Below are 13,954 nucleotides of genomic sequence, written 5' to 3'. Positions count from 1 at the left end.
GCCTCCTGAATCCAAGACCAGAACCCAAAGCTATCTGACCCTGGCAAGCTGAACGAGATGCCACTCGGCGGCCAACCGTTGGTGCTCTAGCCCAGGGTACACGCTGCCTTCAGGGTTCTGCCTGCCCCTTCAACGTCGTATGGACCGATCCTGACTTTAGGTGTCGCTTTGAGGCAGATTATAACTAGGGAAGAGCGCTGTAGTTACAAACGCTTTGGGAGCGCAGGTCTAGCGTGAAGAGAGCAGGTATTGTTGTTTGTGGCTTAAACCCGCCAAAACCACCGTCTGTAGTAGAACCAGGCCAGAACCAGCCACCAGAACCCAACGAAGCCCAGCGAGTAGACCCAGCCGCCTATCCAGGGCCCCCAGGCCGATTTGGCCTCGAGCAGAAGCCAGTTTTGCAGGTTCAGGCTACCCAGCTTCCAGTCCTGGAGAACCCAGACCTTGACCAGGATAGGTGCTATGTAGGCCAGCAGGGCGTTGCAACCAGGCACCACCAGCAAAAAGAGCAAACCCTTTCCAAAAATCTGCTCGAGCCAGGTCAAAACCCCTAACAGCAAGGTTCCACTGCCAGCTCCCAGCAGGATGTAGGCTGGTGTCCAGTAAGGCTTGTTGAACTCAAGATCCAGGCTCCAGCCGTACCCCAAGGCACTCAGCCCCAGGCCCAGAAAAAAGAGCCGGGTTCCTTTCTGAACAGGTGCCAGCGGTTTTTGCAGCAGATTCCCCACTCCGCTGGCGATGAGCACCAGTGCGGCGGTGGGTATGACCGACAGAATCCCCCGTAGCCCCAGGGGAGACAGGTAGTTCTGATTGAGGTGCAGGAGCAGGTTTTGCCCTTCCTCAAAGACCCCGGCCCCCACGCCGGGGACGGGAATGAATCGAATGGCCCCCCAGTAGCCCAGGAGCAGCCCTCCGGCCAGGCCCCAGCGCAGCAGGGCCGGGATTGGGTACAGCACCGCTCCTACCCAGAACGCCAGGGCGATAAGCTGCAAGACCCCCAGGGCGAAGACCGGGGTGTGGGCCACCGCACTCACCAGGAGCAGGCCCAGCCCAAAGAGCGTAAGAGAACGCAGGGTGGCCTTGCCAAACCACGTGCCGTAACCTTGAGCCCGCCGCTGGCTCGAGGCCCAGGCAAAGGGTATTGAGACCCCGGTGGCCAGTAAAAACCAGGGGAAAACCAGGTCGGCCAGGTGCAGCCCACCGCCCCAGGCTGCGTGGAGGAGCTGGGTGGGGGTGGCGCTGTCCAGGGCGATGTTATTGACCAGCAACATCAGCAACACGGTCAGGCCCCGAAAGGCATCCAGGGCGACCGACCGGCCCGCAACCTGTGGAACAGATTTCCTGTTGGGAAGCGGCGAAACAGCGGCCACAGCTACCACCCGGCCTGGTCGGAGAGGGTGGTGAGCAGCAGACCGCGTGCCCGGGCCCGGCTGGCCAGCTCGCCCAGTACGGGCAGGGTTTCCTGGGCGTTGTCATGAAGCAGAACAATCCCACCCCGGCGCAAAAAGCGCAGGGTACGGCTGATGATGACCTCACTGCCGGGGTTGTTAAAATCGCCGGGGTCGTCGGTCCAGAAGGCCGTGACCAGGCCTAGCCCCCGCGCCACCCGCAACACCTGGGCATCGTAGCGACCTCCTGGAGGGCGAAAAAAGCGCACGCTCTGGCCGGTAAGTCGCTCGATGAGCTGGTTGGTGCGCAGGAGTTCGTCCCGCACCACCTCCTCAGGTAGCCCTACCAACCGCACGTGGTGGTAGGTATGGTTGGCCAGCTCATGCCCCTCCTGGACCAGGTCGCGCACAAAGTAAGGGTAGGCCTCGGCGTTGCGCCCAATCAGGAAGAAGGTGGCTTTTACCCCGGCCCGCCGCAGGGCATCCAGCAACAAGGGGGCGAACAAGGGGTGCACCGCGTCGTCGAAGGTGAGGGCCACCTTGTTGGAGCCTGGAGGGCCGTGGTAGTACAGGCCGCTGGCTGGTAGCGGACCTCTGCGCTGCTGCTCGGTTTGAAGCTTTTGCTGCTCTTGCAGTTCCTCGGGGCTGCCCTCGAAGGCCGGTAGGCGCTCGGCCAGCCGGCTGGGTCGGCGTAAGGGGGGCCTGGGTTCACCGGGGTTCAGCCAGAGGTGGTCGTAGGCCGTCAGGGCTTCAGGAGGCAAACGCAAAAACTCGCCCAGCCGGGATCTGGGCACCGAGGCCGTGAAGAGGGGCAGCGGCCCTCCAAAGCCGGCATAATCCTCGGCCCGGTAGAGGCTGACATCCACCACTCCCAAGCTTTCGCGGGCAGCAAAGGCCCGCTCCACCAATTGCTTGGCTAGGGTCAGGAGCTTTTCCGGCTGGGCCTGGTTGCGGGGTACCAGCAACAGGCCATGGGCGGCCTCGAGATAGCCATTGGAAAGGTAGACCAACCTTCGCAACCCGGGCAGGGAAGGCTCGAGAACAATCTGGGGTAGGGACGGGGGAGGGCGGAAGCCGGGGGCCACCGGCTGTACCTCCCCCAAAGGAGGCCTCTGCACCTTGGGCAGGGGTTCGGCCTCGGTGCAGCCCGCCACAGCCAACAAAACGAACGGCATCAGCCAACGGATCATCTTCCTCTTCCTAAGACAGCGCCCAGGCCAGGGCCTGCTGGGGCCCTGGGGGCAGGTGGCCCTGGGCCTGGTAGAGCTGGTAGCCCTGGCGGAACTGTTGTTTGGCGGCCTCGAGCCGGCCCTGCTTGCGGTAAACGTGACCCAGCACATAAACGGCCAGGGGGTTTTGCGGCTGGAGTTGAACCGCCTGCTCCAAAAAACGAGCCGAGGTCGCCAGGCCCTCGGGCGTGCTGGGCCCCAGAAAGCCCCCTGGGGCCCGCTCGCCCCTGTAGTAACTGAACTGCGAGCGCAGGAAAGCCACATCCATGGGAAAAGCCTGCGCAAAGGGCAGTGGCCTCCCATTGTCCAGCCGGGTGTAGGCCTGAACCTGCCCCTGGTCGTCAAAGCGGGCTTCCACAAAGCGGTAGCTGCGGTCCAGGGCATCCCACAGGTACAGACCCTGGTGGGGCGTGAAGGGAGTGGGCTCGGAGGCGTCCACCAGCACCTGGGCCCCATCGGGCAGGCGCAAAAGGGCTGTGGCATGGCCCAGGTTGCTCTCCTGGCCCTGGGGGTTGCGCCAGACCATCACCACCCCCGCTTCCAGGCCCACCTCCTGCAAAAGCCCGGCAATCAGCACCGACTGCAACAGGCACTGTCGCTCTCCCAGGCGCACCGCGTTGAAAAACTCGAAACCCCGCTCCAGGCTGAAGCGCGGAATTACAGCCTTGACCGTGCGGTGGAGCCAGAGGGCGGTTTTGCGAGCTGCATCCGCACCCCCCCGCTGCAAAAGCACTCGCCGCTCCCTGAGGGCTACAGGCAAGGGGACGCCAAAGCGCTGCTGGTAGCGGGTCTCGAGCCAGGCCCTGAAGGGCGGAGTGAGGGCCGGGGCAAGGGCATAGGAATCCTCCAGGAAGCGAGAAAACGCTGCCGAGCGGTAGGCATAGGCGGGCCAAGAGACGGCCTCCGCCTTAACCAAAGCCGAGAAGACCAGGCCCCCCACTAGCCCCTGCAACACCCTACGGCGGGTAATACCGCGCGACATCCCCATAAACCTAGCGCAAGACTGAGGTCCGGGGGTAAAGGTTTGGTAAAACCTCTAGCGCGGAGGCTAAGGCAGCGGCAAGGGACTCAGCAGTTCGTTTGACCGCACAAAGGCCTCCATAAAGCGCCCGAGAATGAGGATCTGGCTGTGGTGGGCGCGGGCCGCCTCGAGCTTCCGCTCAACCTGCTCCAGTTGCAACGGCACCCGCTGCCAGGGGAGGCCGTGGCCCCGCGGCGGGGGCTCCAGAGGCAGGCTCTTATGCAGCCCCTTGGGCAGGGGCCACTCCAGCCCTCCATGCACTATCCAGAAACGGGCCCTGTCCAGCTCCCTGCGCTTGCCCAGCAGGCGCAGGGCCAGGTCACCGGTGGCCCGGTGGTCGGGGTGGGCGTCCAAGGGGCTCGGAGCCAGCACGAGGGTGGGGCGGATCTCCTCAAAAAGGCGCTCCACGTCGCGCTCGAGGTTCTCCCCGGTGTATAAAGCCCCTGGTGAGAGGGTTCCGGGGTAGGGTACCCGGTTCACCCCGGTGCGGGGTGCGGTGTAGGGGAAGTAGTAATAGTCCAGAAAAAGACGCAGAAGCCCCTGGTCGGGGTAGCCCAGAAAGCGCAGGTGTTCCGATGGAACGCCCAGTACCTCTGCCGCCTTGCGGGCCTCCTGCATGCGGGTCTGGCCCAGCTCGAGCATGGCCCTGTTGCCAGGGTCGGGTGTGTGCCTCAGCAGCACCGCGTCCCATTCGAAGCCATCTCCGCTGGTGAGCCAGGCGATGTACACCTGAGCACCCGCCCCCTGGGCTTGCTGGAGCGTCCCAGCGCAACAGAGCACTTCGTCGTCGGGGTGCGGGGCCAGCACCAGCACCCGGTCACTCGAGCCAAAGCCGGAGGCCTTGGGCAGGGCTTGCACCCGAGGGGTGTAGTAGAGCTGGTAGGCAAGCGCGGTCAGGCCTGGGGCATTAATCCACACAAACAGCCCCAGGAGGAGCACCCCCAGCACCATCCATCGCTTGCGTCCGCGCCTGCGGGCCATACAAGCGGGATTGTACCCTTTCAGGCCGAACGCAGAAGGGCGGGGCGCGCCGAGATGGTCTGCGCCAGGGGCAGGGCCTGGGCAGCTCGGGCGTGGGCAAAGCGGATGCTCTGCCAGAGGGCTTCCTCATCCTCTTCAGAAGGGTCGGCCAGGCGAATCCAGCCGGGGTGGTGGGGATGTGGGAGCAAAGCCGAGGTATGGAAGTGGCAGGCCGGATGCGGTGCAAAGCCATAAACCACCCCGCCCGACTCGATCACCTCCAGGAACAGGCTTTTCGGCAAAGCAGGGCTGCCGTGGTAGAAGCGCTCGGTAGAGCCCTCCTGCACCCAGCAGACACCCTCGAGGCTCCGGGCCAGGTAGCGCAGACGCTCATGCAGGTCGAACATAACATCCCCTTGCTGCAAAGCCTGAGGCCAGGGGGTAAAAGCGGCGTAAAGGAAGGTAAAGGCTTTTACCCCATTTTTACCTTTGGGGGGCTAGGCTTTTCCCGACGGTGCATGGAGGCGGGTTAAAACTCACAAAGCTGCTACAGGACAAGTTTTTGAGGGGCTTCGTACGACCTGGAGCGCTTCGCAGTAAGCTGGGTACCGAAGGGTATCCCAACCGGTACAAAGGAGGTTTGAATGCAAGGAAATCCCGAGGTTATAACACAACTCAACCACCGCCTTTCCGAAGAGCTGGCCGCCATCATGCAGTACATGGTGCACGCTGAGATGTGCGAGAGCTGGGGCTACGAGAAGCTGGCCAAGCACCTCGAGGCCACCGCCCGTACCGAGATGCGCCACGCCGAAGCCCTCATCCAGCGCATCATCTTTCTCGAGGGTACTCCCAACGTGGCCCGGCTGGGTGATATTCGCATTGGGGCCAATGTATCCGACATTGTGCTCAACGACTACGACGGCGAGCTGTTGGGGGTTCGAGGCTATAACCAGACCATGGCCCTGGCGGCGGAGGTGGGGGACAACGGCACTCGAGAGATGCTGGCCGAGATTCTAAAACAGGAAGAGGCCCACATTGACTGGCTCGAGGCCCAGCGCAGTCTGATAGAGCAAATGGGACTTGCCAACTACCTTCTCTCGCAAACTGGGGAATAGGTGGGGTGGAGATAAACCCCAAAGACCCGACCACCGCCCTCATTCACCTCTGCCGGGGCGAGGTGGCCCGCATGGCGGTCTGGCGCTCCCGACTGGATACTGCTGCCAACTGGGCGGTGGGTGCCACCGCGGCCATTGTATTGCTCGCCCCAGCCAACCCCCAGATGCCGCCATTTGTGTTTGCACTGGCGCTGGCCCCTGGATGCCATCTTCCTCTGGATGGAGACCCGCCGCCACCGCTACTACGAGCTGGCGCGCTACCGGGTGCGGCTGATGGAGACCAGGTTTTACCTGCAGATGATGGGCCAGCCTGGGGGCGACTGGCAGGCCCGGTAGTTGCAAAGCCCGCATCGTCCCACCCCGCCCGTAAGCCAGTGACAGGCCCTGGCGGTGCGTTTGCGCCACAACTATTTATGGCTTTTTTTGGTGGTCTATGGGAGCTGGGTGCTGAAGCTCGAACTCCACACCCCAAGCCTCCTGGGGGGCTGCGGTAGGCCAACTGCCCGGTCCCTGGGTCTGGGGGCTGGCCCTTGCCTTACTGGTGTTCCTGGTGCTGCTAGCCCTGTCCTACCGTTCTGCCGACGACGAGTAAGGATAGGCTGCCTCGTCGCACAACACCAGCCGGCGGGGAGCGGGGATGAGGTTGGGTGGTAGGGCCTCGCCCTCGAGCAACCGTGCAAGAGCCCCCCGCTTGGCCCTGCCCGTAGCCACCAGAAGCAAGAGGTCGGTCTGGGCCAGGGCTTTGGGGGTAAGGGTGACGCGCTGGGGCGGGGGCTTGGGGGCCTCGAACACCGGGGCTACCCAGGTCTCGTGGTCTAGCCTGTGCCCCGGAAACAGGCTGGCCGTGTGACCGTCCTCGCCCAGGCCCAGCACCACTATCGCGAAGGGAATCTTGCGCGCCACCACCTCCTCCATCCGCTCGGCCGCCTCGGTAGGCCCCAGCTCGGCTGGAAAGCGCCAGAGTCGGGCCCTGGAGCCCAGGGCCTTTTGAATCAGCAGGTCGTTGCGCTCCGGGGAGTCGGGCTCCACACAGCGCTCGTCGGAGGGGATGAACTCAACTTGCTCCCAGGGAAGGGCTTCCCGGGCCAGTAAGCGGTAGGCCGGCAGGGGGGTTCTTCCCCCCGCCAGCACGGCCCGGCCCCCCTCCTTGAGGCCAAGGGCCAGCACACCCGCCAGGGCCCGGGCCACCGCCTCGGGTTGGGGAAAAATTTCTACAGCAAAGGGCATACCCTAGCCGGGCCGCTCGACGGCGTGCCCACCAAACCGGTGCCGCATCAGGGCCAGCAGGCGCCTGTCGAAGCCCTCGCGGTTCTGGCTTTGGAAGCGGACAAACAGCGCCTGGGCGATGACCGGCAGGGCTACTCCCCGCTCGAGGGCCGCCTGCAAGGTCCAGCGCCCCTTGCCGGAGTCGGCCACCACGGGAGCGATCCCCTTTAGTTCGGGGTCTGAGGCCGGGCCTTCGGCCACCAGGTCGAGTAGCCAGCTCCGGATAACCGTGCCGTAGCGCCAGGCCTCGGTCAGAGCGGGAAGGTTCACCCTGAACTCGCTGTTGCGCAGCAGGTGGAGCCCCTCAGCCAGAGCCTGCATCATGCCGTACTCGATGCCGTTGTGCACCATCTTGGCAAAGTGGCCCGCCCCCACCGGCCCCACATGCACCCAACCCTTGTCGGGAGCTGGCGCCAGGGCCTCGAGGAAAGGCCTTAAGCGGTACAAAGCCTCCTCAGGCCCACCCAGCATCAGGCCGTAGCCGTTGTCCAGGCCCCACACCCCTCCCGAGACCCCCACATCGGCAAACAGCAGGCCCCGTTCGGCCAGGCTGGCCGCACGCCGCTGGCTGTCTTTGTAGTGAGCATTGCCGCCGTCTACCAGCAGGTCGCCAGGGGACAGAAGAGCAGCCAGGTGCTGCACCGCCTCCTCGGTAACATCTCCCGCGAGAAGCATCAGCCAGGCTGTACGTGGGGGCGCCAACAGGTGCATCAGGCGCTCCAACGAGCTGGCTTCCACCAGCCCCGAGATTCCCCGGACAGCCTCTGGTTTCTGGTCAAAGCCCACCACCCGGAAGCCCTTACGCAAGAGACGGCGGGCCATGTTGCCACCAGCACCACCCCGCCCCCCAGCCCGGTGAGGGCCCCCACCAACCCGGCCAGCAGGCTGCCCAAGAAGAGGAGGGCGGAGAGCTCGAGCCCATTCATACCGACGGGAGTATTTTAAGCTCCATGCAAAACCTCCCTTCAATTGCCGAGGTGCTCAAGCGGCGCAGGCCCTTGCGCAATGCCAACCAGGAACACAAAGACTCGCTCTCCCCGCTGGAACGGCTGGCCCTGTGGATTACCGAGCACGTGGGCAGCATGGGGTTTTTTCTGATCATCTTCTTCTGGACCCTCTTTTGGCTCTCCTGGAACTTCCTGGCCCCACCCCAGCTCAAATTCGACCCCCCCATGGCCTTCGTGTTCTGGCTGTTTTTATCCAACATGATTCAGCTCTTCCTGATGCCTTTGCTGATGATTGGGCAGAACCTGCAAAGCCGCCACGCTGAGCTACGGGCCGAGCACGACCTCGAGGTGAACATCAAGGCCGAGCAGGAAATCGAGGCCCTGCTTCGCCACATCGACTTCCAGAACCGCCTTCTGCTGGCCTTGGTCATCAAGAGCGGCCTGACTGCTGAGGAGGCGCTGCGCATGGCCGAGGCCCACAAAGACCAGGCATGAACCGCGCTGCGCTCAGGCGCTGGCTGCTTCAGTCCCCCGAAAGCACCCCCCACACCCAGCAGCCCTGGTCCAAGGTGATGTGCCTTACGGGGGTGGATTACTTCTCCACCCTGGGCTACCAGCCCGGCATTGCGGCCCTGGCTGCCGGGCTGCTTTCCCCGCTGGCTACGCTCTTCCTGGTGCTCTTCACCCTGCTTGGGGCCCTGCCGGTCTACTGGCGGGTGGCCGCCGAAAGCCCCCATGGCGAGGGCTCGGTGGGGATGCTCGAGCGCCTGCTCAAGGGCTGGACGGCCAAGCTGGTGGTGCTGGTGCTTCTGGGCTTTGCGGCCACCGATTTCATGATCACCATCACCCTCTCCGCCGCCGACGCCAGCGCACACATCATCGGCAACCCCCTCACCCCTGGCTGGCTCGAGCATCCGGTACTCCTCACCCTGGTTCTGATTGCCCTGCTGGGGGGAGTCTTTTTGCTGGGCTTCCGCGAGGCCATCGGGGTGGCGGTGGTGCTGGTGGTGCTCTACCTGGGGCTTTCCCTTTGGGTGATTGGAGCGGCCTTCCAGGAACTGCTGGCCCGACCCGAGCTTTGGGGCCGCTGGGGCGAGGCCCTGGCCCTGCGCTACCCCAGCCCCGGCGAGATGGCCCTGGCCGCGGTGCTGGTCTTTCCGCAGCTGGCCCTGGGTCTCTCGGGCTTTGAGACTGGAGTGGTGGTGATGCCCCAGGTCAGAGGAGCTCCCGGTGACAGCGAAGCCTGGCCCCGAGGGCGCGTGCGGAATACCCGCAAGCTCCTTCTGAGCGCGGCCCTTATCATGAGTCTCTTCCTTCTCGGCAGCAGCCTGGTCACCACGCTGCTCATCCCTCCCCAGGCGTTTCAGCCCGGTGGAGCGGCCAACGGGCGGGCCCTGGCCTACCTGGCCCATACCTACCTGCCGTCGGGGGTGGCTACGCTCTACGACCTCTCGACCATCCTGATTCTCTGGTTCGCCGGGGCCAGCGCCATGGCGGGCCTGTTGAACCTGGTGCCGCGCTACCTGCCCCGCTACGGCATGGCCCCCGAGTGGACCCGCATCCCCAGGCCGCTGGTGCTCTTCTTCACGGGGGTGGCCTTCTTCATCACCCTCCTGTTCCAGGCCAGCGTGGACGCCCAGGGGGCGGCCTACGCCACCGGGGTGCTGGCCCTGATGACCTCGGCTTCCCTGGCGGTCTGGCTCACCGTGCTGCGCCGGAAGGGCTGGCTGGCGGCGCTGGGCTTTGCCCTCATCACCCTGGTCTTCATCTACACGTGGGCGATGAACGTGCTCGAGCGCTCCACCGGGCTTTGGATCGCCCTGCTGTTCATCGCGGCCATTCTGGGGGTGTCCTTTGTCTCGAGAATTCTGCGGGCCTTCGAACTGCGGGTCTCTGAGGTGGAATTCGACGAGGAGGCGAAGCGCTTTATTGACCAGGCCGAGGGGGAGCTGCGCCTGATTGCCCACCATCGTGAACGGGGCACCCTCTTTGAGTACAGCGCCGCCGAGGAGGAGATGCGCCACGATACCCACCTGCCCGGGCAGGGAAGCCTTCTTTTTCTGGAAATTGGCGTGCTCGACCCCTCGGAGTTTTCCAGTCGGGTGCGGGTGATTGGGGTGCGGGTTGGCCCCTACCGGGTGCTGCGCACCCAGTCGGCCAGTGTGCCCAACGCCATTGCGGCCATTCTGCTCTACATGCGCGACCAGACCGGCCAGCGGCCCCACGTCTACCTGGAGTGGGGCGAACACAGCCCGTTCCAGCAGGCCCTGCGCTTTTTGTTCTGGGGCGAGGGGGATATCGGGAGCCTCACCCACGAGATTCTGCGCCGGGCCGAGCCCGACCCAAGCCGTCGCCCGGTGGTGCATGTGGGGGGGTAGTGCCCATGCAGAGCCTTGGGACGCGCTGCCTTCACGTCTGCAGCCCCACCAGCGCGGATCGGGGTGGCTACGATGAGCGTAGAGCGGCCCAGAGCAGTTCTCGCAAACCAGATACAGATTTTTGCTAATGGGCATGGTGGCAAAATAGCGAAAACCGCGATAATACCCAGCCTTTTACCAAATCCTTACCGGTACGGCGAAACATAGGCACATGCTCACCGCCCTACCCCCCACCACTCTGGTCATCCTGGGCGCCACCGGCGACCTGACCCGGCGGCTTTTGCTGCCCGCCCTTTACCGGCTGTGGGTCCGGGGGCACCTGGAGGGCCTCGAGCTGGTGGGCTACGCCCAGGAGGAGCTGAGCCGGGAGGCCTTTTTGGGGCGGCTTGAGGAGGCCCTGCGCCAGTTCGTGCTGGGCTTCGACCCTGCGCTGTGGGCCCGGATACAAGGTCGCATCCGCTACCGCTACGGCGACCTGAGCCCCGATAGTCTGGCCTGCCTGCAGGAGGATATCGCCGCGAACGCCCTCTTCTACCTGGCCCTCCCGCCCGATCTGTTCGGGGCCGCAGCCGAGGGGCTGGGCCGGGCTGGACTGAGCGAGGCGTCGGTGGGTTTCCGCCGGCTGGTGGTGGAGAAGCCTTTTGGTTATGACCTTGTTTCAGCAGAGGCCCTGCGCCAGCAGATGCACCGCCACTGGAAGGAAGCACAGATTTTCCGAATAGACCACTTCCTGGGCAAGGAGACCACCCAGAACCTGCTGGTCTTCCGCTTTGCCAACCGCTTTTTGGAGCCCATCTGGAACGCCCAGCACGTGGCCCAGGTGCAGATTACCTACGCTGAAACCCTGGGCCTGGAGGGGCGCTGGCGCTACTACGACCAGGCCGGGGCCCTCAGGGACATGCTGCAGAACCACCTGATGCAGCTTATGACCCTGGTAGCCTTGGAACCCCCCTCGGTCTGGGATGCCGAGATTCTGCGCGAACACAAGGTAGAGGTGCTCCGCTCGGTGCGATCCATTCCGCCGGCCCGGGTGGACGAGTTCGCCGTGCGAGGGCAGTACATTGCCGGGAAAATTGGAAACCAGGCGGTGCCGGGATACCTGCAGGAGGCGCACATCCCCCCCGGTTCCACCACCGAAACCTTTGCCGCTTTGAAGCTCTATGTGGACAACTGGCGCTGGCGCGGGGTGCCTTTCTACCTGCGCAGCGGCAAGCGCCTGGGGGCCGACTACGCCGAGGTGGCGGTGGGCTTCCGCGAGGTGCCGGCGCAGTTCTTCGGCGAGGGCATTCCCCAGGGCAACTGGCTGGTTTTCCGGCTGAGGCCGGAGGAGCGCCTCGAGCTACACGCCTGGGCCAAGACGCCGGGGCTTACACCCCAGGCCCGCCCGGTGGTGCTCGAGGCCCCCTACGAACGCCCCGGCGACGCGGCCTATTCGGCCTACGAACAGCTTTTGCTCGATGCTTTGCAGGGTGACCAGGCCCACTTCCTGCGCTTTGACGAGGTGGAGTGGGCCTGGCGCATTTTGGAGCCGGTGCTTCAGGCCTGGAAAGAGGGTCAGCCGGAGTCGTACCTTGCCGGGTCGGAAGGGCCGGTAGGAATGGGCCGCCTGATGGAGGAGGGCCACGCCTGGCGGCCTCTGGGAGGGGTGTGATGGAGGCCTTTGGGGCACCGGGCATCCCCCCCACCTGGGCCTCCAGCGACAAAGACCTGGTGGGTGCGGCCCTGGGCACCAGCCGGGTCTGGTTCACCCTGGGCCACGGCATCCTGAACGAGGTCTTCTGGCCCTCCACCGGCCAGCCCCAGATCCGCGATCTGGGCTTCATCGCGGCCCGGGAGGGGAATTGGTACGAGGTCAAGCGGGTGCAGCGCTACACCCTCTCCACCCCGGCCCCCGAGGTGCCCCTGCCGCGGGTGCAGCACCAGGGCGAAGGCTACACGCTGGAACTGGAGTTCCTGGCCGACCCCAGCCGCGACGTGGTGCTGGTGCGGTACTGGCGGGAAGGGGCGGGCTTTCGGCTTTATCCGCTGCTGGCCCCGCACCTGGGCGGCAGCGGCTACGGCAACACGGCCTGGGTGGAGGACTCTGGGCTCTTCGCCCAGGCGCCAGGCGCGGCCCTCGCGCTCCTGGCCGAGCCGGGGTTTGCCCGAGCCAGCGCAGGCTTCGTGGGCTTTTCCGATGGCTGGCAGGACTTCCATCAAAACGGGGCCATGACCTGGGGCTTCCGCCGGGCCGCAGGGGGCAACGTGGCCCTGATGGGCGAACTCCTGGCCCCCGAGGGGGTGCTGGCCTTGGGCTTTGCCCCCACTCCGGAAGGAGCCCACACCCTGGCCCGCTCGAGCCTATGCGAGGGCTACGGGGTGGTGCGGGCGCGCTACCTGGAGGGCTGGGAGGCTTGGGCCCGGGGGCTGCAGATCGAGGGGGAGCACCCCCAGCTCACCGCCCTAGCCCGCACCTCGGCCATGGTGCTGCGGGTGCACGAAGACACCACCTACCCGGGGGCGGTGGTGGCCAGCCTCTCCACCCCCTGGGGCGCCTCCCACGACGACCCCGGCGGCTACCACCTGGTCTGGCCGCGCGACGCGGTGGAGGCCGGGCTGGCGTTGCTCGAGGCTGGCCAGGTGGAGGACGCCCGGCGGATGCTGACCTACCTCGTGGCCACCCAGCGGCCCGATGGAAGCTGGCCGCAGAACTTCTACCCCGATGGGCGGCCCTACTGGACAGGCCTCCAGCTCGACGAGGTGGCCCTGCCGGTGTTGCTGGCGTCGCGCCTGGCCGAGGAAGGAGGGCTTTCTGAGGAAGCCCTGGCCAGACAGATGGTGCACAGGGCTCTGGGCTTCATCGCCCAAAACGGCCCCTATAGCCCCCAGGACCGCTGGGAGGAGAACGCCGGGGCCAACCCCTTCACGCTGGGGGTGCAGGTGGCCGCGCTGGTGGCGGGGGCAGCCTTTCTGGAAGAACTCCACCAAAGTTATGCCCTTTCGCTGGCCGATGCCTGGAACGCCCGGATTGAGGAGTGGACCTTCGTGGAGAACACCCCCCTCGACCAGCAGCACGGGGTGGGGGGCCACTACGTGCGAATCCGTCCGCCGGGGGCGATGGGCCTGCGGGGCCGGGTGCTGGTGCACAACCGCCAGGGCGAGCAGGTCGAGGCCGAAGAATTGGTGAGCCTGGACTTCCTTTACCTGGTGCGGCTGGGGCTGCGCTCGCCGCACGACCCCCGCATCCGCGATACCCTGCGGCTGGCGGAGGCCCTGCTGCGGGTGGAGACCCCCAGCGGACCCTTTTACCATCGCTACAATCACGACGGCTATGGTGAGCACCCCGATGGCCGCCCCTTTGACGGGGCCGGGGTAGGCCGGGCCTGGCCCCTTTTGAGCGGGGAGCGGGGGCACTACGCCCTTTTGGCCGGGGAAGACCCGCTGCCCTACCTCTGGGCCATGGCCCGTGCGGCCAGCCTGGGGGGGCTCATCCCCGAGCAGGTCTGGGACGGCCCGCCCCTACCCAAGCGGGGCCTCTTCCCCGGGCGGCCCACCGGCAGCGCCATGCCCCTGGTGTGGGCCCATGCCGAATATCTGAAGCTCTACCTGGCGTTGCAAAAAGGCCACCCCAGCGAGCAGCTTCGATCGGTGGCCGAGCGCTACCGAAGCCC

At 65.5% G+C, this 13,954-nt stretch carries 12 protein-coding genes and 2 pseudogenes; 7 read left to right on the top strand and 7 right to left on the bottom strand.

From position 1 onward, the window contains the following. Positions 1-263 precede the first annotated feature (263 nt). From NZN28_RS11710 to NZN28_RS11690, 5 genes are all read right to left on the bottom strand, one after another. A complete protein-coding gene (locus NZN28_RS11710; RefSeq protein ID WP_295398389.1) occupies positions 264-1,370 on the bottom strand; it encodes a heparan-alpha-glucosaminide N-acetyltransferase domain-containing protein in 1,107 nt (368 codons plus the stop codon). Positions 1,371-1,372: 2 nt separating this feature from the next. Continuing rightward, positions 1,373-2,578 (bottom strand): polysaccharide deacetylase family protein, encoded by a 1,206-nt coding sequence (locus tag NZN28_RS11705; RefSeq protein WP_295398386.1) that lies wholly within the window; start codon positions 2,576-2,578, stop codon positions 1,373-1,375. Positions 2,579-2,588: 10 nt separating this feature from the next. Then, positions 2,589-3,599, bottom strand: a complete 1,011-nt coding sequence (locus NZN28_RS11700; protein ID WP_295398384.1) for a tetratricopeptide repeat protein — start codon at positions 3,597-3,599, stop codon at positions 2,589-2,591. Positions 3,600-3,665: 66 nt separating this feature from the next. Beyond that, positions 3,666-4,619, bottom strand: a complete 954-nt coding sequence (locus NZN28_RS11695; RefSeq protein ID WP_295398382.1) for a PIG-L deacetylase family protein — start codon at positions 4,617-4,619, stop codon at positions 3,666-3,668. 20 nt (positions 4,620-4,639) lie between these two features. After that, entirely contained in the window at positions 4,640-5,005 is a 366-nt protein-coding gene (locus NZN28_RS11690) for a hypothetical protein (protein WP_295398381.1), read from the bottom strand. A gap of 237 nt (positions 5,006-5,242) precedes the next feature. Here NZN28_RS11690 and bfr point away from each other — a divergent pair, with 237 nt between their 5' ends. The 3 genes and pseudogenes from bfr (at position 5,243) to NZN28_RS11680 (ending at position 6,367) form a co-directional block, all read left to right on the top strand. Next, on the top strand, positions 5,243-5,713 hold the full coding sequence (gene bfr / locus NZN28_RS11685) for a bacterioferritin (RefSeq protein ID WP_295398379.1): 471 nt from the start codon (positions 5,243-5,245) through the stop codon (positions 5,711-5,713). A 71-nt stretch (positions 5,714-5,784) separates the two neighbouring features. Next, positions 5,785-5,847 (top strand): annotated as a pseudogene (locus NZN28_RS14655) (hypothetical protein); the annotation flags it as partial. Then, a pseudogene (locus tag NZN28_RS11680) lies at positions 5,834-6,367 on the top strand (DUF2270 domain-containing protein). The pseudogenes NZN28_RS14655 and NZN28_RS11680, both read left to right, overlap by 14 nt. Here the strand turns inward: NZN28_RS11680 and NZN28_RS11675 are convergent. After that, positions 6,281-6,940 (bottom strand): 6-phosphogluconolactonase, encoded by a 660-nt coding sequence (locus NZN28_RS11675; protein WP_295398378.1) that lies wholly within the window; start codon positions 6,938-6,940, stop codon positions 6,281-6,283. The pseudogene NZN28_RS11680 and the gene NZN28_RS11675 overlap by 87 nt on opposite strands. Positions 6,941-6,943: 3 nt before the next feature. After that, the gene (gene gnd, locus NZN28_RS11670) at positions 6,944-7,948 is read right to left on the bottom strand and encodes a phosphogluconate dehydrogenase (NAD(+)-dependent, decarboxylating) (protein ID WP_295398376.1); all 1,005 of its coding nucleotides are present in this window, start codon (positions 7,946-7,948) and stop codon (positions 6,944-6,946) included. On the opposite strand from gnd, the gene NZN28_RS11665 reads away from it, so the two are divergent. The 4 genes from NZN28_RS11665 to NZN28_RS11650 all read left to right on the top strand — a co-directional run. Then, positions 7,930-8,421 (top strand): DUF1003 domain-containing protein, encoded by a 492-nt coding sequence (locus NZN28_RS11665; protein ID WP_295398374.1) that lies wholly within the window; start codon positions 7,930-7,932, stop codon positions 8,419-8,421. The two genes, gnd and NZN28_RS11665, sit on opposite strands and share 19 nt — an antisense overlap. Beyond that, complete coding sequence (locus NZN28_RS11660; protein WP_295398372.1) at positions 8,418-10,304, top strand: amino acid transporter; 1,887 nt, start codon at positions 8,418-8,420, stop codon at positions 10,302-10,304. The genes NZN28_RS11665 and NZN28_RS11660 overlap by 4 nt, the downstream gene beginning before the upstream one ends. Positions 10,305-10,515: 211 nt before the next feature. Further along, positions 10,516-11,955: a glucose-6-phosphate dehydrogenase gene (gene zwf / locus NZN28_RS11655; protein WP_295398370.1), complete on the top strand. Its 1,440-nt coding sequence runs from the start codon at positions 10,516-10,518 to the stop codon at positions 11,953-11,955. After that, positions 11,955-13,954: glycoside hydrolase family 15 protein (locus tag NZN28_RS11650; protein ID WP_295398368.1), on the top strand; the 2,000-nt coding region annotated here is incomplete at its 3' end. The genes zwf and NZN28_RS11650, both read left to right, overlap by 1 nt.

The organism is Meiothermus sp., assembly GCF_025056915.1.
GTDB lineage: Bacteria > Deinococcota > Deinococci > Deinococcales > Thermaceae > Meiothermus.
The sequence above is the reverse complement of the archived record's forward strand: the minus strand, read 5'-3'. Positions and strand labels throughout refer to the sequence as shown.

What these genes read in the sequence shown, in the direction of transcription:
- NZN28_RS11705 (WP_295398386.1), bottom strand. Translation starts at nt 2,578, where the DNA reads ATGATCCGTTGGCTGATGCCGTTCGTTTTGTTGGCTGTGGCGGGCTGC.
- NZN28_RS11700 (WP_295398384.1), bottom strand. Translation starts at nt 3,599, where the DNA reads ATGTCGCGCGGTATTACCCGCCGTAGGGTGTTGCAGGGGCTAGTGGGG.
- NZN28_RS11695 (WP_295398382.1), bottom strand. Translation starts at nt 4,619, where the DNA reads ATGGCCCGCAGGCGCGGACGCAAGCGATGGATGGTGCTGGGGGTGCTC.
- NZN28_RS11690 (WP_295398381.1), bottom strand. Translation starts at nt 5,005, where the DNA reads ATGTTCGACCTGCATGAGCGTCTGCGCTACCTGGCCCGGAGCCTCGAG.
- bfr (WP_295398379.1), top strand. Translation starts at nt 5,243, where the DNA reads ATGCAAGGAAATCCCGAGGTTATAACACAACTCAACCACCGCCTTTCC.
- NZN28_RS11675 (WP_295398378.1), bottom strand. Translation starts at nt 6,940, where the DNA reads ATGCCCTTTGCTGTAGAAATTTTTCCCCAACCCGAGGCGGTGGCCCGG.
- NZN28_RS11665 (WP_295398374.1), top strand. Translation starts at nt 7,930, where the DNA reads ATGCAAAACCTCCCTTCAATTGCCGAGGTGCTCAAGCGGCGCAGGCCC.
- NZN28_RS11660 (WP_295398372.1), top strand. Translation starts at nt 8,418, where the DNA reads ATGAACCGCGCTGCGCTCAGGCGCTGGCTGCTTCAGTCCCCCGAAAGC.
- zwf (WP_295398370.1), top strand. Translation starts at nt 10,516, where the DNA reads ATGCTCACCGCCCTACCCCCCACCACTCTGGTCATCCTGGGCGCCACC.